The 21,451-nt window shown below is 68.1% G+C and carries 11 protein-coding genes; 3 read left to right on the top strand and 8 right to left on the bottom strand.

What is annotated here, in order from left to right:
• Window positions 1-38 precede the first annotated feature (38 nt).
• The 4 genes from OXG79_01205 to OXG79_01190 all read right to left on the bottom strand — a co-directional run bounded on the left by OXG79_01205 (window position 39) and on the right by OXG79_01190 (window position 10,605).
• On the bottom strand, window positions 39-4,289 hold the full coding sequence (locus OXG79_01205) for a DEAD/DEAH box helicase (GenBank protein ID MCY3782386.1): 4,251 nt from the start codon (window positions 4,287-4,289) through the stop codon (window positions 39-41).
• Window positions 4,290-4,930: 641 nt separating this feature from the next.
• Window positions 4,931-5,761: a hypothetical protein gene (locus tag OXG79_01200; GenBank protein MCY3782385.1), complete on the bottom strand. Its 831-nt coding sequence runs from the start codon at window positions 5,759-5,761 to the stop codon at window positions 4,931-4,933.
• Window positions 5,762-5,888: 127 nt separating this feature from the next.
• Entirely contained in the window at window positions 5,889-9,248 is a 3,360-nt protein-coding gene (locus tag OXG79_01195) for an N-6 DNA methylase (protein ID MCY3782384.1), read from the bottom strand.
• A gap of 481 nt (window positions 9,249-9,729) precedes the next feature.
• Complete coding sequence (locus OXG79_01190; protein ID MCY3782383.1) at window positions 9,730-10,605, bottom strand: class I SAM-dependent methyltransferase; 876 nt, start codon at window positions 10,603-10,605, stop codon at window positions 9,730-9,732.
• A 422-nt stretch (window positions 10,606-11,027) separates the two neighbouring features.
• Here OXG79_01190 and OXG79_01185 point away from each other — a divergent pair, with 422 nt between their 5' ends.
• Window positions 11,028-12,653, top strand: coding sequence for a DUF3179 domain-containing protein (locus OXG79_01185; GenBank protein ID MCY3782382.1), 1,626 nt, complete (start codon window positions 11,028-11,030; stop codon window positions 12,651-12,653).
• On the opposite strand, the gene OXG79_01180 is transcribed toward OXG79_01185, so the two are convergent.
• The gene (locus tag OXG79_01180; GenBank protein MCY3782381.1) at window positions 12,650-14,314 is read right to left on the bottom strand and encodes a hypothetical protein; all 1,665 of its coding nucleotides are present in this window, start codon (window positions 14,312-14,314) and stop codon (window positions 12,650-12,652) included. The genes OXG79_01185 and OXG79_01180 overlap by 4 nt on opposite strands.
• Before the next feature lie 240 nt (window positions 14,315-14,554).
• Window positions 14,555-16,294, bottom strand: coding sequence for a hypothetical protein (locus OXG79_01175; GenBank protein MCY3782380.1), 1,740 nt, complete (start codon window positions 16,292-16,294; stop codon window positions 14,555-14,557).
• 337 nt (window positions 16,295-16,631) lie between these two features.
• Between OXG79_01175 and OXG79_01170 the strand changes: the two genes are divergently transcribed.
• Window positions 16,632-16,982, top strand: coding sequence for a HigA family addiction module antitoxin (locus OXG79_01170; GenBank protein MCY3782379.1), 351 nt, complete (start codon window positions 16,632-16,634; stop codon window positions 16,980-16,982).
• 97 nt (window positions 16,983-17,079) lie between these two features.
• On the opposite strand, the gene OXG79_01165 is transcribed toward OXG79_01170, so the two are convergent.
• Window positions 17,080-18,138, bottom strand: coding sequence for a M42 family metallopeptidase (locus tag OXG79_01165; protein MCY3782378.1), 1,059 nt, complete (start codon window positions 18,136-18,138; stop codon window positions 17,080-17,082).
• Window positions 18,139-18,146: 8 nt separating this feature from the next.
• Window positions 18,147-20,210, bottom strand: a complete 2,064-nt coding sequence (gene fusA / locus OXG79_01160) for an elongation factor G (protein MCY3782377.1) — start codon at window positions 20,208-20,210, stop codon at window positions 18,147-18,149.
• Between the two features lie 123 nt (window positions 20,211-20,333).
• Between fusA and proB the strand changes: the two genes are divergently transcribed.
• Window positions 20,334-21,446 carry a glutamate 5-kinase gene (gene proB / locus OXG79_01155; GenBank protein MCY3782376.1) on the top strand — a complete coding sequence of 371 codons (1,113 nt, stop codon included), beginning with the start codon at window positions 20,334-20,336 and terminating at the stop codon, window positions 21,444-21,446.
• Window positions 21,447-21,451 lie beyond the last annotated feature (5 nt).

The raw sequence follows: 21,451 nt of genomic DNA, 5'->3' as shown, positions 1-21,451 counted from the left end.
GGTCCTTGGGCGGATTGTGCAGCGCCGGGGCGGGCTTGTCAGCGCGCGACGGCGTCGTGCTCCACGGACGGCAGGCCGTCGATCAGCTCGATTGAGCGTCCGGGATAGGCCGGCAGCCGCTCGCCGGGCGTGACGATGCCGGTCAAGTTCAGCGGGTCCACGGCGCTGATCCGGACGCGCTCGCCGTTCGGGGCCTCGGCCCGGTGGCGGCGCAGGGCGGTCACGGCCTCGGGGAGGGCGTATTGCTCGCCGACGAATCCCGTCACGAACCGGCCGCCGCGGACGGCGCCGCGGGCTTCGAGGCGGCGGAGGGCGCGGAGCACGTCCCGCCAGGGCAGCGTGAACGCCTCGCGCCGGCGCAGATCGCGGAAGACCACGCCGTAACGCCCCAGCATCACGTGCGCCACGCGCTCGGCCAGGTCGTCGGCCATGGCTTCGTCGGTGGGAGCGGCTGCCAGCAGCGACCAACGGCCGGGTGGCGAGGCCGAGGGGCCCAAGCCATGCCGGCCGCCGCGCCGCCGCCAGCCACCGCGGCGGCGCCGACCGGCCAGCGCGCGCACGCCGTGGAAGCCGTCGGAAGCGACCCAGCCGCCGCCGATGAGGGCCCGCAGCCCCTCTTCAACATCGGTCGGTAAGCGCCGGAGGGACGCGGCGATTTCGTCGAAGAACAGCGCGCCGCGGGCTTCGAGCAGCCGATGGATCTCACCCCCGGCGCCGACCGTCGGGGGCTCGGCCTCCCCGCCGTCTGCGCCGCGTGCGGCCGCCAGCAGCAGCGGTAGGTCTCGACGCGGCACCAGGGTGATTGGCGTCGCGCGCGTGGCGGCCAGGGTGTAGCCGGTGATCGGCGCGTCGCCGTCGGCGTTTGGGCGCGGTTGCGACAGGCGGCCCCAGGCCACCTCGCCGCTCAGGCACAGCTCGTCGAGCCAGCTGGGCTGGAAGTCCCGCACGCGGCTGGGAAGCAGCACGCTCTCCCACGCGGCCACCGGCGCTTCGAATCCCTGCAGCCGCTGGATGGCGGTGCGCAGGCCCGCGCGGCCCTCGAACCGACCGCCGGGCCCCAGCCCCTGCCATTCGATGAGGAAGCGCATGTAGTCCTGCGCCGACACGGGGTCGATGGCGCGTCGCAGCCGATCGAGCGTGGCGCGGTGCATGCGGGCCAGCAGACGCCGATCGCAAAACTCCTCGTGGCCCCGGCCCGGCGTGAACTGTCCGCGCAGCGCGAAGCCACCCGCCTCAAGCTGCGCCAATCCACGCGCCACGTCCTCGGCGAGCAGTCCCGTGCGCCCGGCAAGCTCTTCCGCGGTGAACGGACCCAGGACTTCGGAATGGCCCCGGAGCAGGAGCCGGCGGGCCGCTTCGCGGTCGTCGACCGGAAGCTCGGCATGCGGAGGCAGCCGCACCTCCGGCACGGACGACTCGGGGTACAGCAGCCGCAAGGCCGGCAGGTGCTCCGCCGCCGCCCACAGGACCGCGTCACCGACGGGGAACTGGAGCGCGCGGCCGGCCGTGCGCAGCTCGTGGAGCCAGTCGATCCAATCGCCGACGACCGGTTCGGCAACCGCTACCAAACTCAGCAGCGCGTCGTGCACCTCCTCCGCATTGCGGGGATCGGGCCACGCTTCTTCCGCCACCCGTGCGATGGCGTCGGCGTCCAGCTGGCCGAGGTCGCGCGCGCTTTCGGGCAGCGCCCGGCGCAGGCTCACGGCACGCGTGCGCCGTTCCTCGATGGGCGCGTCATCGAGGTAGGTGTAGGGCTTGCCGCTCACGATCTCGTGGGCCATGGGCGAGGGCTCGACGGTGTCTCGCGCGTGCAGGCGAATCTCACCAGCTTCGATCTGCTCGAGGATGCGCACGAGCTCCGGCAAGGCCATCGCCTCCGTGAGGCAGTCCCGCACCGTTTGCTCGATCAGCGGATGATCCGGAATCTCGAGCGGCCCGGTGACGTTTTCCTGGCAGCCGACCTGCTCGGGGAACACGGCGGCCAGGAGATCGTCCGACTTCATGCGCTGTAGAAACGGCGGCACCCGCTTCCCGCCGCGCTGGCGCGGCACCGCCAGGGCTCGCGTGACGTTCCAGCGCCAGCGGGTCGGAAAGAGCGGTACGTAGAGAATGGCTTGCCGGAGCGACTTGGCCACGTTGCGCGACGTGACGTAGCGAAAGGTCTCCTCGAGCGGAAACGAGTGCTGTGGGCCGAGCGACAGCAGGATGGCGTCGTCGTTGGCCGCCGCCTGCAGCTCGAAGTCGAAGCGCACGCAGAAGCGCTTGCGCAGCGCGAGGCCCCAGGCCCGGTTGACGCGCTGGCCGAATGGCGCGTGCACCACCAGTTGCATGCCGCCCGAATCGTCGAAGAACCGTTCGTACACCACGTCACGATCGGACGGCACCAGGCCCAGCCCGTCACGGGTGGCGCGGACGTAGTCGATCATCTGCGCCGCTGCCGTCGGGGAAAGCGCGCATTCCTGTTGCAGTCGCTCGTGCACGCCTGATGGATCGTCGAGGCCGTCCGCAATGTCGCGGCGCAGTTGACCGACTTCCTGCGAAAGCTCGCGCGTTCGACCCGGGGCCTCGCCCAGCCAGAACGGAATCGTGGGCGGCGCTCCCTGGGCGTCGACGACCCGCACGGTGCTCTGCTCCACGCGGCGAATGCGCCACGAGGTACTGCCCAACAGGAAGATGTCGCCCGCCATGCTCTCCATGGCGAAGTCCTCATTCACCGAGCCCACCACGGCGTCGTCGGGCTCGGCCACGACTTGGTAGTCGCCTAACTCCGGAATGGTCCCGCCGTTGGTGATGGCGGCGAGGCGGGCGCCCCTCCGTCCCCGCACGATGCCGTTGATCCGATCACGATGAATCAGCGGCGGGGACCGGCCGGCGCCTTCGCCGATGCCACGGGCGAGCATCTCCACGATCTCATCGAAGTCGTCCCGCGGCAGGTCCGCGAATGGGTGGGCGGTGCGCATGAGATCGAACAGGTCGGGTTCCGACCAGTCCTCGCAGGCGCTTTCGGCCACGATCTGCTGCGCCAGCACGTCGCGCGGCGCCTGGGGCACCTGAATGCGGTCCAGCCGGCCCGCGCGCACCGCCCGGATGAGCGCCGCGGCCTCGATCAGCTCGTCGCGCGTCGTCGGGAAGATTCGCCCGTGGGGACGCAGGCCAAGGGCGTGACCCGAGCGCCCGATGCGCTGCACGAACGTCGCGATGCTCCGGGGCGATCCGATCTGGCACACCAGGTCGATGCTGCCGATGTCGATGCCAAGCTCCAGCGAGGCCGTGGCCACCAGGGCCTTGAGGTCGCCGGACTTCAGGCGTTGCTCGACCCGGTGGCGGCGCTCCTTGGAGAGGCTGCCGTGGTGGCTGGCCACCGCCTCGTCGCCCAGCCGCTCGGCCAGGTTGTGCGCCACCCGCTCGGACAGCTTGCGCGTGTTGACGAACACCAGCGTCGTGCGGTGCGCGCTCACCAACTCAGCCAGGCGGTCGTAGATTTCGCCCCACTGCTCGCCCGGCGCCACGGCTTCCAGGTCGGTGGGCGGGACCTCGATCGCCAGCTCGAGGTCGCGCTGGTGGCCGAGGTCCACGATGTCGCAGGACCGCGGCGCGGCATCCGGGTCGACGCCGGTCAGGAAGCGCGCGATGCCCTCGATGGGCCGCTGCGTGGCAGAGAGCCCAACCCGCTGCGGCCGCGCGTCGGCGATGTGATCCAAGCGCGCCAGCGTGAGGGCCAGGTGCGAGCCGCGGCGGTCGCGGGCCAGGGCGTGGATCTCGTCGACGATGACGGTGGTCACGCGGCGCAGCGTTTCGCGGCTGCGCTGCGCGGTGACCATCAGATAGAGCGACTCGGGCGTGGTGATGAGGATGTGCGGCGGCCGGCGCACCAGCTGCTGCCGCTCGTTGGCGGGCGTATCGCCCGTGCGCAAGCCGGTCCGAATTGGCGGCGGCTCACGACCATCCGCGACGGCGCGCCGGCGGATGCCCTCCAGCGGCTCCTCGAGATTGCGCTGGATGTCGTTGCTCAGCGCCTTCAACGGCGATACGTAGACGATCGAGGTTTCGGCCTCCAGAGCGCCGGCCTCCGCCGCCCGCACCAGGCGATCGATCCCGGCCATGAAGGCGGCCAGCGTCTTGCCCGAGCCGGTCGGCGCGGCCAGAAGCGTGTCGCGCCCGCTCATGATCGGGGGCCACCCAGCCGCCTGCGCATCCGTCGGCGCCCCAAAGCGCTCGACGAACCAGTCCCGCACGGTGGGACACAGCCCATCGACCAGGTTCGTTGGAGCGATCGAGGAAGTCGTCACAGCCACTGCGTCTGGGATCGGCAAGCTCGCTGCCCGCCAGCCTCAATCCTACGGAATTAGACCCCCAGCGAATTCAGCCGCGGGACACTCGAGATCCGTCACTCAGGCGGAGGCCGGAGTCCAGGCGCTCGGCCGCGGCAGTTGGGGGCGAAGCGCAATTCGGCATCCGCATCCCGCCAGTCCCTGTTGTCATTCGGAACACTGAAACCGGCCAGTAGGCGGGGCCACGGGCCATCTCGTCAACTCAAGCGCCATCAGTTCAGATTGCAGCCACCGTGGCTGGAGTCCGACCCTGCGAACGAGCAGTGCCGCAACGCGACCTACCCTTCGCCGCGCATTCAGTCAATTTCTGATCTCAGTTTCTCAAGATACGTTCTGAACGACATCCGTCGTGTTGGTGGTGTGAGTTGCTTTCCTGTGACTGCGTCTTTGACACCAATTAGAATAGGGGGATTGCCCTCTTCGCACCACGCACCATCAAGTTGTTCTTGCGTCAAACCAGTTGCCGGATAATCGCCATTCAGCGAAAACTTGGCATTCGTCAATTCTGCATCATGGAAATCAGCGCCACCAAGTTTGGCTCCATATAAGGCCGCATCTGATAGGTCCGCATAGTTTAGGTAGGAGTCCTCTAAACGAGTCTAAGAAAGATCTGCGCGCGCTAGTACTGCGCGGTTGAACCAGACGCCCTTCAAGTTAGTGAGGTTGAGGTCAAGCGTGAAATGCGACTGTTCTTCAATTCTACGACCTGATTCTCCGCGCGAACGGATCGACTCAGCGACGGTTCGATCGTCCTCCTGGAGGTCAATGGTCACATGCTGCACACTTCTCGAGTTTCGCAAGAATCCGCACAGTCGGCGCATAATCTGAATGTGATATCGCTCTGGCTCGTCCTTGGCGAGTCGATCAAGGATGTGGACGCCTTCTAGACGAACCGAAAGGTCTTTGTCGATGAGCTTTTGAGCGCCTTGGCGGTATAGGCTATCTAGATGCTCACGCTGGGCCGTGGTCGCCTGAAGCTGGGCGATGCGTGTGCGCCAAATCGCAATTGGTAAGGCGAGTAGCGCAGCGAAAACTAGGCTCAGATTACGAAATGTCGTGCTTCCTGACTCGGTCGTATCTGTGCGAATTATCGTCTGCTGGCTTCCCTGAGACTCAGTGCGAAGCTCGCTGCCTGAAATGAGCCATCCCCAAAAGGCAATCGACAATACCGTGACTAATGCAAGAGCAATAACCGTGAGTTGGCGCAGGCGGGCTTCGGCGAAAGCGAAGATGACATCTAGGACGCTACTCGCCCGGTGGTCAATAGCTCGCCATACTCTCGTAGCTTGGGTAGGCGCGATGGTGACTAGAAAGATCGCAACCGAAATACTGAGCAGCACGAGTCCAGTCACGGCGACCTCGGACTCCCAACCTTGGGTCAGGACGTAAGCGCTGAGGCCTGCGGCCAGAAGCGCAATGAGGCTGCGCACACCCCGAGCAGTCCTAGCGAACGCAAATGCGCGACGGCGCCAACGGCGGATTCGTCGGGTGGAAGAACGAACTAACCCTCGCGGTCGCTTTGTCCAACTAGGCGTACTCATGGATCTAACTCGGGTCTCATCGCTCGGTCGTGTTGGTCAGCGAGAGGATCGCCGCAATCCGCCGGGCGGTGTCGGTGAAGTGCTGGACTTCCTCGGGGCGGAGCGGGCGGTCGAGGATGGTTTGCTCGCGGTAGGAGAGCCACTTCTTGAGGACCTGGTAGCCGCCGAGCTTGTAGCGCCAGACGTCGGCGGGGACGTTGCGCCAGTAGGCGCGGTTGTTGAGGTAAATGTCGAAGGTGGTGTCGCCGAGCGGGGCCGGAATCCCCTCACCCCAGCCCTCTCCCTTCCAGGGAGAGGGAGCAAGGAGCGCCTCGCGTTCGGATTGGGTGTGGGCGCGTTCGACGGCGCGGCCTTGGCCGGGCATGACGGCCTCGCCTGAGCCGAAGTGTCCCCAGCCGGCGGTGAGGGCGAAGTCGTCGCCGTCCATCTGGCTGTCGTCGGTGGTGGCGGGCACGGCGATGGCGGCGAGCTCGGGGCGGAGTTGTCCGGTGGTGACGCCGGGGACGGGCGTGTCTGGGTCCAGCAGGGCGGCCAGCTCGCGGCCGCGGGCGGCGGAGGCGGTCAGGGTTTGGGCGGCCTCCGCGGCTTGGTCGGACGTAGGGGCGGTTCGCGAACCGCTCTCGTCGTCGGCCGAATGGGCGCTTCGCGAAGCGCCTCTACCAGAGGAGGACGGCGCGGACAGTTCGGCCCAGTGCGGCAGGGGGATGCGGGGTCCTTCCGCACGCAGCGCATCGGCATTCACGGTGTTGTAGCCGGGGGCGTGCAGCACGGCGAGGACGTGGTGGAAGAGGTCCTCGACGGTCAGATCGAGGCGTTCCAGGTAGCGGCGGGCGGCCGGCGACAGGTTGGGGCGTTGTTTCGCGCCGTTGCCGTCGGTTCCAAGGCCGTCTTCGCTGAGCCAGCAGGGCACGCAATACACACCGCTATTCATCTGGTTGAGGTCCCCGAGGAATCCTGTGGCGAGCGGCGGCGATAGATCGGGGCGGGCCTTCTTTTGCAATATGAGCCAAAGATTCCCTGCAAATGCGTGTGGCCAATACTCGGATCGCTTTTCGTCGAGCAACTTGGTCTCCGCTTCCCAATAGAGGTCGCGAGTGTCGAATGGCCGATAGGCGTATTGAACGAAGCCGCTTTCGGTAGGGCCGCCGCGTCGGAGCAGCGCGTCACGAATGGCAGGTGCGCTGAACCGCCGCGTGCTGCGCGTCACGCCGGGATAGCGCCGCGCAATCTCGTCGTTGCTCACCGCCGGGTCGAAGTAATCTGCCGCGCGCGCCTTGAGCCGGTCGAGATCGGTGTCAACCAGAAATGCATCGCGGCTGGTCTTGACGCCCGGAAAGGACGTCGGAAATAGATCCGGTAGCGCCGGCCAGTCGAACCAGTCCCGGCTGACGGACACCGGCGCGAAGGGCAGGCCCAGCGGCAGCACCGGCTCGATGGCGTCGTAGAGCACCTCCGGTTCCGCCTCGGCCGTTTCGGCCAGCGCCGCGAGCTTGGCTTGGCCCCAGAGGTTGCGGAATTGGACTCTCGCCGCGGGCGAGTGGTCGAACTTGCGAACCAGCGTGGCGACGGCGGTACCGACTTGGATTCCCACCGGATCGTCGGGCGTGGAGAAGATGCTGGGATCGGGCGAGCCGTCGGGCGCGACCTTCCCGGTGCGGTATTTGTCGCCATTGAGGTTGTCGATGCGGATGGTGTCGAAGGCGTCCAGGTAGCGCTCGCGCATGCCGGGGCAGGAGAGGCTGTCCAGCCAGGAGTAGTTGGAGATGAAGCAGACCACGCCCTGGCCGGTCTTTTCGGCGATGCGGCGCTCGGCCATGCGGAAGAAGCGCACGTAGAGGTCGTTCAGCCCCTGGCCCTCGGGCCGCCGCACGCGCCGCGTCGTGCGATAGGCCTCCGAAAGCTCGCGCTCCTCGTCGACGGCCATACCGGCGAACCCGTTGTAGGGCGGGTTGCCCAGAATCACGAGGATCGGCGTCTCTCGCTTCACCCGTTCGGCACGGTCGCGTTCCTCCTCCAACTCGGGAAACGGCAGCGGCTTCTGCACCGTGGGTTCCCAGCCGGTGAGCGCGTTGGTGAGGAAGACGCCGGCGCGCTCGACGCCGTCCTCGGCCAGCGGCGCGTCGAGCTCTTGCAGCGTAATGCCGACTTGCAGGTGGGCCACCACGAAGGGCGCGGGCATAATCTCGAAGCCGAACACGCGATCCAGCGCGGCCCGCTTGACGTGCGCCCCGGTCAGCGCCCCGGAACTGCGGTCCCTCAGGTTGGCGGCGATGCGGCGCAGCACTTCCGCCAGGTAGGCGCCGGTGCCGCAGCAGGGATCGAGCACGTAGACGTTCTCCGCCGCCAGCCCGTCGGCGATGCCCAGGTCGTCCCGCAGCGCGCGGTCCACGCGCGCCACCATGCAGCGCACCACCTCGGCGGGCGTGTACCAGACGCCGAGCTGCTTGCGCAGCGCGGGGTCGAAGGCTTGCAGGAACGGCTCGTAGAAGTAGGGGACGGCCTCGCCCTCGTTGAAGCGGGCGAAGAAGGCGGCCTGGTCCACGCGGTCCAGCGCGGCATTGGTCCAGTCCAGCACTTCGACCAGCCCCAGCGGCTGCAGGCGGCCGGGATCGGAGAGCTGCTGGAACAGCGCCCGCAGCACCGGCGCGCGCAGGTGCCAGACGGCCGTGCGCCAGTCGAACGCGCCCGCGGGCGGGGGCGTCTGCCGCGCCCAGAGCACCCAGGCGGAGAAGACGCCGTAGAAGAGGGTTTGCACCAGGGTGGAGCGGAAGAACGCCGCGCCGCGCTCGCCCTCGAACTTGACGCCCAGCGCCTCTTCCAGCGCCCCGCGCACGGCGCGGTGCGAGAAGACGCGCAGCAGATATTCGGCCAGTCCCGCGCCGACGCGGTTGGCGAAGGCGCGCGGCTTGTCCAGCTGCCGGTCGAAGTCCTCTGCGTTGGCGGCCAGGCGGAAGGTTTCGAGCTTTGCCGGAAGGCCCGCTGCGTCCTCGCCGACGAGCACGAAGTCGCGGTAGTTGGTGACCAGGACCAGGCGGTAGTGGCCCCAATACCGGCTAACCTGATCGCCGCCGGCGGTGACCCAGGCGTCGTCGCCGATAGGTTTGACTTCGACCACGCCGTGCTCGGGTCGCTGCCCCTCGCGGGGCTGGCCGCGCTGCACCTGCTTGGCGGCGTAGAGGCCGAAGTCGGGATGGCCGGCGCCCAGGTTCGCCAGTTGCCCGACGCCGAAGACCTTGGGTTTGAGGCTGGCGCCGACCGCGTTGAGGAGGTTCTCCAGCGGGGTGTAGCGGGACGTTTCGGCGGTGGCGCCGCCGGTGGCGCGGATTCGCCGCAGATCGGCGAAGTAGGTTTCGACGGCGGTCGTCAGCCGCGACATGGGGGCATGGTAGCCGCGCCGGAGCCCCTCACCCTAGCCCTCTCCCTGTGGGAGAGGGAACCGGACTGGCGCCGCTGGCCCGTCTCGGAGATTCGACGCGGCCGGTCCCACACTGCGCGCAGCGCGGGCCACCGTTGTCACTTCGAGCGGCGCGAGGAGTATTAGCGGCGCGGAGCCGGCGCCAGCGTCCTTAGATTCCTCGCTGCGCTCGGAATGACGGATCTGGTGTGGAATGAGGTTTCTGCCGGGCGGTGGATATCCGTGCGCGCCAGATGTGGTGGGCGGTGGATTCCCACCTTCGGAGACTTTTGCAAAGTACAGCCGGGCTTGGGGATGACAGGGCGCAACCTGTCCGCCCCCGGGTTCAGTGACGGGTGGATTCCCGCCTGCGCGGGAATGACGGCGAAGCGGGAATGACGGAGGGAGCGGGAATGACGGCGAAGCGGGAATGACGGGCCGGCGTGCCGAGGAGCGGGCGGGACTAGGGCGTCGCGCGTCGCCGCCCGATGATTTCGTGCCAGATGCGTGGCAGGCCGTCGTAGCGCACTTTGTCGACGGCGAGGCTCAGGTAGTGGCTCTGCTCCGCCAGGCTGAACTTGCGGGGGAAGTCCAGGTCGCCCGCGACGCCTTCCACGAAGGCCGGATAGCGGGCGATGGCCTTGAGGGCCTCGCGCGTGAGGTGGATGGCCCGCTCCAGCTCGTGCACGACCTTGAACCCGGCCTCTTCGATCATCTTGCGGTAGTCCTCGGGCCGGCGGTAGGGCAGCGCGCCGCCTTTGTCGTTGCGGCGGGCGCCGGTGAGCCGCATGAAGTGCAGCTTCCACTCGCCGTGTCCCCGCAGCGAGTTCGCCACCGCCATCGAGACGGTGGTGAAGGTGCTGTTCGACGACAGCAGGGCGCCGTCCCGCGCGATGGCGGCCATGCCGTTATAGACCTGACGCTGCCCTTCCTGGTCGGTGATCTCGTGGATGGCGTCGTGAATGCTCAGGCTGTCGGCGCCGTCGGCGGGCAGCTCATCGCCTTGCAGGCGCTCGAGATATCGCGCGTCGGCTTCCACGAAGCGCAGGTCAATGTTCGACGGTCGCGGCGTGGTGGCCTCGGCAATCTCCAGGGCCTTGGGGCTGCGGTCGATGCCGATGATGGTGCCCCGGAACCCCCGTTTCTCGGCTTCCTCGATCAGCAGCTGCGGCACGAGTCCCGTACCCGTGGCCAGATCGACGTGCACGAACGGATTCGGCATGTGGCGGAATAGCTCTTGCACCAGCTCGCGGTTGACTTGGCGATACTCGGGCACGGCCGCGAAGTGCCCAAAGTGCAAATCCTCGGGCGAGGGGAGATCCTTGGCGTCGACAGTCACGTCAGCCGCTCGGCAAGATGGTCGGCGCCCGGTGCGCGAAAGGGAGCTTTGGCACGGAAGGCAAAACGGCCCGGCGGCCAAATACGTATGGCTTGGTGAAGGGCCCCACCGGAGTCATGGCAATGGATGTCAATAGCGCACGCGTGATACGGCGGCCTGACCTTGGGGCCGCTGACAGTAGCGGCGATGATAGCTCAAGGGCGCGCATGGCCGCTCAAGGTGGAGTCGATCGTTGCGATTGCGATGACGCACCCCTCTACGTCCGCCGACGTACGGTCCCGTCCCCCTTGAAAGAGACCTTCGCATAAATGGCCGACCTTCCTCGCCCGAGTCTCGGATCTCCCTTACCCCAGCCCTCTCCCTCCGGGGGAGAGGGAGCCGGGCGCGCGCGGAGTCAGCAAGCCGCCCCGCGACGTGCGGTGGTGTCGCGCCGCCGTGCGCTCGGACTGCTGGCCACCGCGGGCGCGGCGGCGGCGCTGGCGGCGTGCGATGACACCCCGTCGACCGAAACACCGACCAGGCCCCCCGCCGCTGCCAAGGTGATTGTCACCGCGCCCCCATCTCCGACACCCAGTCCCACCGCCACGCCCGCGCCAACGCCAACCGCCGCGCCCACGCCGACTCCGACTGCCGAGTCCACGCCGCGCCCGGCGCTTGCCGGCACTCCTGTGCCGGACGACCGCCGGCTGTCCGACGAACAGGCGCAATCGCTGCTTGACGGCCTGCTGCTCGACCCGACCTATCCGGAGGCGCAGGTGGAGCTGGTGGCCTACATGGGAACCACCGGCGACAAGCGCCTGATCGGGGTGCTCATCGAGGTCCTGCGGGCGGCGCAGCTTGGGGCGTTTCATCCCGACTCGTGGGACAAGGCTCGGCAGGGTCTGTTCCAACTCACCGGTGAACAACACGAATCGTGGGCGGAGTGGGCCGAGTGGTACGCCAGAACCGACCTGACCACCGTGCCGGGGTTTGCCGCCTGGAAGGGCCGCATCTACAGCCGCGTCGACCCGCAGTTCGCCCGGTTCTTCGACGAATCCGCTCCGCGCAGCATCCGCTTCGAGGAGATCGTCTGGGGCGGCGTGCGCCTGGACGGCATCCCGCCGCTGGAGTCCGCGCCGATGGTCGCGGCCGAGAGCGCCGCCTACCTCGAGCCCGAAGACGTGGTATTCGGCGTTGCGATCAACGGCGACTATCGCGCCTACCCGCTCCGGATCCTGGACTGGCACGAGATGGCCAACGACGTCGTGGGCGGCGAGCCCGTGGCGCTGGCCTACTGCACCCTCTGCGGCGCGGGGGTGCTGTTCAGCCGGCGCTACCGGGGCGACGTGCTCAGCATCGGCACGTCGGGCTTCCTCATGCGTAGCAACAAGCTGATGTACGACCGCGGCACGTTCACGCTCTGGAACCAGTTGACTGGTGAGCCAGTGCTTGGGCCGCTGGCGGCCGATCCGGGCCGGCTCGATGTCATCCCCATCGTCACCACGACGTGGGAGGCCTGGCGCACGGCCAATCCGACGACCGCGGTGCTGAGCATCAACACCGGCCACCGCCGCGACTATTCGCCCGGCGCGGCCTATGGCGGCTACTTCGCCAGCCCCGACGTGATGTTCCCGGCGCCGACGGCGGATGGCCTGGCTCCCAAGGATCGCGTGTTCGCGCTTGTGCTCGGGGACGCCGCTCGCGCCTATGCGGTGGCCGACGTGGTCGAGGCCCGGGTGCTCAACGACACCGTCGCCGACCAACCGGTCGTACTCGTGGCGCTGGGTGAGGAGCTGACCATCGACGGCATGGACCGTCGCCGGGGCAATGTCTCCTGGAGCGCCGGCGCGGCGGTGCGGGCGTTCGAGCGCGGCGAGCGGGAATTCGGGCCGGGCACCGAGCCGCGCACGGTTGTCGACGACCAGGGAACCACCTGGAATCTCACCGAAGAAGCGCTCGTCCACCCTGACGGCGCCCAACTTGCTCGGCTACCGGGCCACCTGGCCTACTGGCTCGGCTGGTCGTCATTCCACCCCGCGACGACGCTCTACGGCGCCGATCAGGGTTAGCGCTTCACGAGAGCTGGCGGCACGACTTCCTCGAGCGGCGTGAGCGGCTGTCCGGGGTCCGGTGACCGGTCGAAGGCCCCATTCGGGCCGAACGGACTCGAGCGTGAGCCGCTCGAGCTGGCCACGCCCAGGCTCAACGCCTCCGGATCGCCGAGCTCCGACACGGGCAACCAAAAGAGCACGACGGCCTCGGCGAGGATCGCCGCGCCGCCGGTCGGCGTGCGTTCAAACTCCGGCCCGAACGTGCGAACAAGCCGCCAGCCGCTACGCGTTGCCTCGATCCGGTAGTTCTGGTCGGCGCTCTCCAGCACATCGCGGGAGATCATCGGCAGCCGCGGAGGGTCGTTCGCCGGGTCGCCGTCGTCGAACACGGCCCAGAAGGTGCGGAAGAGACTGTCGTCGTCGAGGCGAAACTCGTCGACGAGCGCCATCCAGACCACGAGATACTGCCCGGGAGCGACTTCGGTGCCGCCGCAGACCACGGCGGGATTCGCCGGGCCGCAGGCCAGCGCGCCGTCCGGTCCGAACAGCTCGCGCGCGCCTGAGTTGCTCAGGTCGACCACTCCGGCGCCCCAGGTGTCGATATCAATCGTGGAATCGCTGCGCACGTTTGCGCCGTCGAGATCGGGGTGGAACAAGTCGCCCCTGCCGTCGCGCGCTTCTAAGTCCGGCAACGCGCCAAGCTCGGGAAGCAGCCGAATCAACTCCAGGATGGCCTCGTCCGGGCCGCCCGCGGCTGCCGGGTCGGGCAGGTTCGAGTCCACGATGGCGCCCGACTGTTCGGCGATAAGCGTCGACACCGCCGCCGTGAACTCCTCCGACGTGAGCATCTGCGCGTCCGGCGGCGCCGTGATGTCGACGTCGGCGTTCCAGTCGATGAGCATGTCGTAGACGCCGGGGAACCCCTCGAGCCGCAGGCGCATCACCACCGGTAGATACGTCTCCGTATCGACCAGCAGCTCTGCAAATTGCCCTTCGCCAAAGTCGGGGAGTTGGAGGAGAAAGCACGTTCGGCCGTCCGGGCACCCAACCCTGCCGATGACGCTGTAGCCGGGATCGTCACCCGAGACGCCGAGAGCCTCGAGATCTTCAATCGCGGTCCCCATGGCGCCGAGCGGCAAGGCGAGGTCCTCGGCGACGATCGAGCCCACCCACGGAGTCCAGTTGCCGTCGGCGTCGTGCCCACGTGCGAATAGCGTGTTTTCAACTCGAAGCATCTCGATGCTCAGCGGGCGGCCTGAAGACGCGCTGGTCATCAGGGTGCGTATCGTGTCGCCCGCCGGCCCGGTCTCGACCATCATCGTGAAATCCCCTGGTTTGAAGATCGGTGGGCCAATATCAATCGATACACGGGTGGCGTTCCCGGCGACGTTTTGGAGGGCGTCTTCGAACCGTCCGGCATCGAAGCCCACGGCTTGGGCGCGGCCGAGCGAGGCGTCGGTGGGTGCCGTTGGCGTCGCCCGCGGCGTGGGCGTGGCGGTGGGCTGCGGCGTTGGCGTTGGGGGCGTCGTAGGAGTTGCGGCGGGAGTTGGCGTGGGTGTGGCTGCCGCGGGCGTGTCCGGCGGGGGCGTGGGCGAAGGCGTCGCTGCGTCGACGACGGCGGTTGGCGTAACCGTCTCCGGCGGAGCAGCCTCCTCGCCGCAGGCCGCAACGGCGAGCATGACCACGGCTCCAAGGGTCAGCGAGACGGCGCTGGCCGTGCGGCGGAGGCGCTCTGCCTTCCCTGACACCGACGTTTCAGGCACTGGGCGAGGACTCCCCGTGAGGCGCATCAAGCCGAAGCACCACGACTTCGGCAAGACACGAGCATAGCCGCATCCCGAGCGCCCGCGGTCTGACGAGTCACCAACGCTACGCCGCGTCCTGTGTGCAGCGTGGGACCGGTCGCGGGAAGTAGTCTTCTAGAACCCCACGTCGTCGAGCGGCGTGAGCGGCTGCTGCGGCTCCGGTGACCGGTCGAGAGTTCCGTTCACGCCATATGGATCATCGACGGGACCGCTGAAGCTGGCGACGCCCAGGCTCAGGGCGTCAAGATCGCCGAGCTCCGACAGCGGCACCCAGAAGACCACGACGTTCGCCAGAATCATGGCAGCGCCGTCGGTCGGCATGGGCTCCAGCTGCGGGCCGAAGGTGCGGCGCAACTCCCAGCCGCCAGGTATTGCCGCAATCCAGTAGTGCGTGTCGCTGCCGTCCAGCACATCGTTGGCGAACTGCGGCAGCGCCTCCCAATCGTTTGCCGGATCGCCGTCCTGTAAGAGCGTCCAGAAGGTGCGAACGTAGGCGGGGTCGTCGAGCGGGACCGGGTCGAGCACCTCGCTCCAGACCAGCAGGTAGGTCCCGGGGGCGAGGCCATCCGCGCCGCAGGCGACGACCGGGTCCAGCGAGCCGCAGGGAAACTCGCCGTCCGGCCCGAACAGCTGACCCGCCGTGGCCTCGGCCAGCTCAATGCGTCCCGCGCCCCAGTTCCAGATGTCCACCGTGGGGTCGTGGCGTGCCGGCGAAATGCCGGGATCGCCGTGGAACTGGTCGCCGATCTCGTCGAGCGCCTCTCCATAGGGCGATGCCCCGAAGGCCAGCCACAACGCCGAGCGCTCGCTGGCGATGACTGTCTCCACCGGCACCTCTCTGACGACCTCCCGGGTGACGATTGTCTCCGCCGGCACTTCTCTGATGATCTCCCGGGTGACGACGGTCTCGGTCTGTTCGACCGGTACCGGGCTGATGCCCTCCGAGCCGAGGAAAAAGCTGATCAAGGCGAGGCCGAACTCCTCTGCGGTTACCTGCTGCGCGTCGGCCGGCGCGGTGATCGAAATCTCGGCGTTCCATTCGATCCGCACCTCGACGTCCGTGTCGACGCCGCCGCCGAGAACCGGGCCGCGAAACGCCACCGGCAGATAGGTTTCGGTATCGACCAGCATCTGCACCGAGGGATCCTCCGGGCTTATGAGCACGAAGCACTGCCGGCCGTCACCGCAGGCCTCCACGCCGATCGCTTCGATCGGCGACTGGTCGTCGTCGGGAATCAAGTCGTCCAGCAGGTCACCGGCGCCCACGGCGTCCACCAGCGCCGCCTCGCCGTCGCTGATGTCAGACGCCAGCCAGGGGCTCTCGTTCCCATCCGGATCCGCTAAGCGGATGTATTGCGTGTCGCCGATCACAATCAACTCGAGGCTCAGCTTTTGGTCATCCGAATCGAACTCCGTCAGCATGCGCATCGCCTCGTCCGCCGGAACCAGCTCCATCGTCACCGCGAGGTCGCCCTCGACCATCGGCAACAGGCCGGCCTCGGCAGATATGCGGACAGAGGTCGGTGGATTGTTGACGACGGCCTCGTTCAGGCGCTCGCGGTCGAAGTCGGACGCGTCGAGGGCCGCGGCCGTCGGGTCGGGGGTAGGGGTAGGCGAAGGCGTGGCTGTGGGGCTTGGCGTCGGCGTTGGGGTTGGAGTCTTCGTTGGCGCGACGGTCGGGGTGGGAGTGGCCGTTGGCGCGGCGGTGGGTGGGGGCGGCTCCGGCGTGGGCGAAGGCGCCGCGGCCGCTGCGGTCGGCGTGGCCGGCGCCGGCGGCGGTTCATCCTCGCCGCAGGCAGCTGCCGCCAGCAGCATGACCGCGATTCCGATCGTCAGCGCCGCTATCCCGGCCACGCGGCCAGGCCGCGCCCAGCCTCGTCCGCCTCGCAGACGTATCCGGGAGCGCGAGCGGTTGCGTTCATCCTCAGGGCGCATGAAGCCATCCATGCGTGTGCGAGCCACGCTCCGAGCATAGCCTCGTCCCAAGCACCCGCAGTGTGACCAATCCGGCGAATTCGGGCCGCGCAAACGCCAGGCAACGCCGATAGTGCCCCGCGTCGCGTGCCGCGTGGATCCGGCCGCCGACGGAGGAGCCATCACGGGCACTCTAGAATTCGGCTGGCTAGTGGCGCGTCTGCTTCCGGTGGGGCGATGACGGGCCGTACGACGTAGAGATCGTGGACTACCACCGATGAGGGGGCTGGTGATGGCGACGACCAACCGCATGCGACCGGTGCACCCGGGAGAAATCCTGGGCGGCGAGCTCGACGAACTCGGCCTCTCAGCCAATGCGCTCGCGAAGGCCCTGGCCGTCCCGACCAACCGAATCACGGCCATCCTCAAGGGCCAGCGAGGGGTGACGGCCGACACCGCGCTGCGCTTGTCGCGCTATTTCGGCACCACGCCGCAGTTTTGGCTGAATCTTCAGAAGACCTTTGAATTGCGTGCGGCGGAGCTAAGGTCTGGGCCCGACATCGCTGAACGGGTTGAGCCTCGAGTGCCGACCCACACTGCGCCGGCCCATCCGCCGCCAGCACAGTGAGCGTCGAAGCGGCGGAGGCCCTTACAAGCTCGTCGTCCGGGCGCTCGCCTGGGAGACGATGCGCTGGACAAGGCCCTCTGACAGCGACCCGCTCTCGCTAGGGCGTGAAGTCGATGTCCGGCGTCAGGCGCTCGGCGAACGCCGCCAGCAGGTCGGCGGCCTGGTAGGCCACGTCGAGCGAGATGATCTCCGACGGCGTGTGCATGTAGCGCAGCGGCACGCTCACGAGGCCCGTTGCCACGCCGGCCCGCGAAAGCTGCATGGCGTTGGCGTCGGTGCCGGTGCCGCGGGGCTCGGCTTCGATCTGGATTTCCATCCCGAGCGCCTCGGCGCTTTCCATCAGCAGCCGCTCGACCACCGGGTTCACGTTGGCGCCGCGGGTGATGACCGGACCGCCGCCCAGGCTGATATCGCCGGCAGTGACCTTGTTGACGTTGGGATGGTCGGTGGCGTGGGTCACGTCTACCGCCACACCGACCAGCGGGTCGATGCCAAACGCGCTCGTCATAGCGCCGCGCAGACCAATCTCTTCCTGCACCGTGGCCACCGAGACCACTTCGGCGGAGCACTTGGCGGCGTCGACGCGCCGCAGCGCCTCGGCCACCACCCAGGCGCCGATCTTGTTGTCGAACGCCCGTGCGACTCCCAGCCCGTTGCGCAGCGGCTGCATGCTGAGCTCATAGGTCACCGCGTCGCCGACCCGAACTAGCGACTCAGCCTCCGCCTTGTCGCTGACGCCGATGTCGATCCAGATGTTTTCGACCTTCTTCTCTTTGCCGCGTTCGTCGCGAGGCGTCAGGTGCACGGCCCTCTGCCCGGTGACCCCGCGCACGGGACCATCCTGCGCGTGGACGATCACGCGCCGCCCTGAGATCAGGCTCGGGTCGTGACCGCCGATGGTGTTGAAGTACAGGAACCCCTTATCCGAGATGTAGTTGACTTGCAGGCCAAGCTCGTCGCAGTGGCCCGCGAACATCAGCCTCGGGCTGCCCCCCGGATTGCGCGTCGCGATGACATTGCCGTGCACGTCGCCGCGCACCTCGTCGGCGAACTCGGCGACCGCCTCGTGCCAGACCTTGCGCACGGCCTGCTCGTAGCCCGACGGGCTGGGTGCGTCGATCAGCCGCTGCAGAAACTCGCGGCCGGCGTCGTCCATTTGGCGCGCTAGCCGTCCGCGGCGGCCGCCTCGGCGACGAGGCGATCCTGAACGTGCGGCGGCACTTCCTGGTAGCGGACGAATTCGCTGGTGAACTGCCCGCGCCCCTGCGTGATCGAGCGCAGGTCGGTGGCGTAGCGCTGCACCTCCGCCTTGGGCGCCTCGACTTCGACGATCGAAGCGCCGTCGTAGTCGGCGGGATTCATGCCCAAGACATGACCTCGCCGCGCGCTGATATCACCGATCACGTCACCGGTATTGACGTCGGGGATTTCGATGGCCAGCTTGACGATCGGCTCCAGGATCACGGGGCTGGCCTGGTGGTAGCCGTCCTCCACCGCTAGCCGGGCGGCGTTGCGGAAGGACTCGTCGGACGAGTCGACGTCGTGATACTGGCCGTCGAACGCCGCCGCCTTGATATCCACCACGGGGAATCCCGCCAGCGCGCCCTTGGCGAAGCACTCGACGAGCCCTTTCTCCACGGCGGGCAGGTACTGCCTGGGAATCGCGCCGCCCTTGATGCGGTCCTCGAACTCGAAGCCCGCACCTCGCTCCCGCGGGGAGAACTCGATGTGCACGTCGCCAAACTGCCCGCGACCGCCGGATTGGCGTTTGTGCCGTCCATGCGCGTTCACGGTCTTGCGGATGGTTTCGAGATAGGGCACCCGCGGCACGTCCGCCAGCAGGTTCACGCCGAACTTGCGCCGGATGCGCTCGAGGCTGATGTGCACGTGCGACTCGCCGAGTCCGGCCAGGATGGTTTCGCCAGTCTGGTCGTCGCGCCGCACCTGCAGTGACGGGTCCTCCTCGGCGATCCGCGCCAGCACCTGGCCCATCTTGTCCAGGTCGGCCTGGGTCGCCGGCGTGATGGCGGCCTCGAACAGCGGCGTGGGCATGTCCAGCGCGGCCATCTGGTGCGCGGAGCCGTCCGACACCAGCGTGTCGCCGGTGGCGACGTTCTCCAGCTTGGTGACGAAGGCAATGTCCCCCGCAACCACGACTCCCGCCGGCTCGCCGCCCTTGCCCACCGGGTATTGGAAGCCCGAGAGGCGCTCATTTCGGCCGCTGGTCTGGTTCCGCAACTCCACGTCGCCCGAGATCGTCCCGGTGTAGAGGCGCAGCAGAGAGACCTTGCCCACGAACGGGTCGGCCAGGGTCTTGAACACCTGGGCCACGACCGGCCCGTCGCTGGCGAAGTCAAGGGTCGCGCCATTGGCGCCGGGCGCGACGGGCAGGTCGGACGGCGCCGGCAACACGGCGGTGATGGCGTCGAGCAATTCGCGCGCGCCGTGGGTCGCCGTGGCGGCGGTAAACACGACGGGGTAGACCTCACCGGCGCGCACGCCTTCCCGCAGCGCCCGCTCCAAATCGCTGCGCTCGAGCTCCTCGCCCTCCAGGTATTTCTCAAGCAGGTCGTCGTCCGTGGCGGCCACGGCATCGGTGAGTTGCTCGCGCGCGATCTCGACCGCCTCGCTCAACTCGTCGGGAACCGGAATCGGCTCGCTGCCGTCGTCGGTGAACGCGCGGGCCGTGCCGTCCAGCAGATCGACCACCCCGTCGAACGCCGGCGCGTCGCCCAGCGGGATCTGGATGGGGGCGATGGCCGCGCCAAACTTGTCGCGCAGCTCCTGGACGACGTTTTCCCAGCTCACGTTTTCGCGGTCCATGCGATTCACGACCACGAGCCGCGGGCGGTCGCGCCGGTCGACGAGCCGCCACACGATTTCGGTGCCGACCTGGATGCCGGCAGTCGCGTCGATCACCACGATCGCCGCATCCGCCGCCCGCAGTCCCGAGACCACGTCGCCGATGAAGTCGGGATATCCCGGCGTATCGATGACGTTGACGGTGGCGCCGCGCCAGGGACACGGCACGACCGAGAGATTGATGGACATGCCCCGCTCCACCTCGTCCGGGTCGAAGTCGGAGATGGTGTTGCCGTCTTCCACCCGACCGAGTCGCGAGGTTTGCCCGGTCACATAGGCCATGGCCTCGGTGAGCGAGGTCTTGCCGGCGCCGCTGTGCGCCACGAACACCACGTTCCGGATCGTGTCGCTGTTGTCCCGATCCATGGCCGTGAGTTCCTTCGGGCTGGGCGCGCCACAAGGCGCGCGGCGCGGGGGAGCGCCATTATATCGGCGAGTCCCTACAATCACGCACCCGAGCGGCACGGCGGATCTGGAGCCCCGGTGACCATGTCTGGTCGAAAGCGCATCGTCGTCAAATGCGGCACGCAGCTGCTCACGACGCCTGCGGGCCTCAACGAGTCATACATCGACCAGATCGCGGCGCAGATTTCCTCGCTCATCCGGAGCGGCGCGGAGGTGGTGCTCGTGTCGTCCGGGGCCGTGGCGGCGGGACGCGCCACGCTCCATCTGCAGGGCAATCAGCTCACCACGCGCCAGGTCTTGGCCGCCGTGGGACAGGCGCCGCTCATCGCCCGCTACGGCACCGTGTTCGCGGCTCACGACATCACGGTGGCGCAGACGCTGATGTCCCGCGCCGACCTGACCACGCGTGACGGGTTTCTCAACGCGCGTAACGCCCTCACGGGACTGCTGGATCAGGGCGTGTTGCCGATCGCAAACGAGAACGACGTGGTAGCGACGGAGGAACTGCGATTTGGCGACAACGACCCGCTGTCGGCCCTGATCGCGCAACTGGTCGATGCCGATTTGCTGATCCTGTTGACGGCGACTGACGGTCTCTATACCGGCGATCCTCGTCGCCATCCGGACGCGGAGCTGATTCGAGACGGACATGTGATGACGGACGAGTTGCTGGCCAGCGCGGCGGGGGCGGCTGGCGCCGGCGGGTCGGGAGGCGTCCGGTCGAAGGTCGAGGCGGCGCGCAGCGCCAGCTTCGACGGAATCGAGGTCGTCGTCGCCGGCGGCAATGAGCCGGACGTGCTCCCGCGCATCGCTGCCGGCGAGCGCATCGGCACCCGATTCGCGCCGCGAGAAGTCACCCGCACCAGCCGGGCGCGCTGGCTCAGCTCTGCGGCCACCGAGCGCGGCACCCTGCGCGTCGACGGGGGCGCCAAGCACGCGCTCACCGATGCCGGGCGGAGTCTGCTTCCCGCCGGCATTTGCGCCGTGGATGGCGATTTCATCCGGGGTGACGTGGTGGCGGTGGCCGGCCCGGACGACCGCGTCTTCGCTCGCGGACTCGTAAACTATGCCTCGCACGACTTGGTGCGGATCCTGGGTCGGCCGTCACACTTGATCGCGTCGATTCTCGATTACGATCATGGAGCGGAAGCCGTGCATCGCAACAACCTGGTATTGCTCGACAGTTCCCAGGCCTGACCGAG

It is taken from the genome of Chloroflexota bacterium, from assembly GCA_026706485.1.
Lineage (GTDB): Bacteria > Chloroflexota > UBA11872 > UBA11872 > UBA11872 > JAJECS01.
The sequence above is the reverse complement of the archived record's forward strand: the minus strand, read 5'-3'. Positions and strand labels throughout refer to the sequence as shown.

Bases quoted from the DNA above. Each gene is read 5' to 3' on its own strand.
- fusA (MCY3782377.1), bottom strand. From the start codon at position 20,210: ATGGATCGGGACAACAGCGACACGATCCGGAACGTGGTGTTCGTGGCG.
- OXG79_01165 (MCY3782378.1), bottom strand. From the start codon at position 18,138: ATGGACGACGCCGGCCGCGAGTTTCTGCAGCGGCTGATCGACGCACCC.
- OXG79_01170 (MCY3782379.1), top strand. From the start codon at position 16,632: ATGAGGGGGCTGGTGATGGCGACGACCAACCGCATGCGACCGGTGCAC.
- OXG79_01180 (MCY3782381.1), bottom strand. From the start codon at position 14,314: ATGCTCGCCGTTGCGGCCTGCGGCGAGGAGGCTGCTCCGCCGGAGACG.
- proB (MCY3782376.1), top strand. From the start codon at position 20,334: ATGTCTGGTCGAAAGCGCATCGTCGTCAAATGCGGCACGCAGCTGCTC.
- OXG79_01195 (MCY3782384.1), bottom strand. From the start codon at position 9,248: ATGTCGCGGCTGACGACCGCCGTCGAAACCTACTTCGCCGATCTGCGG.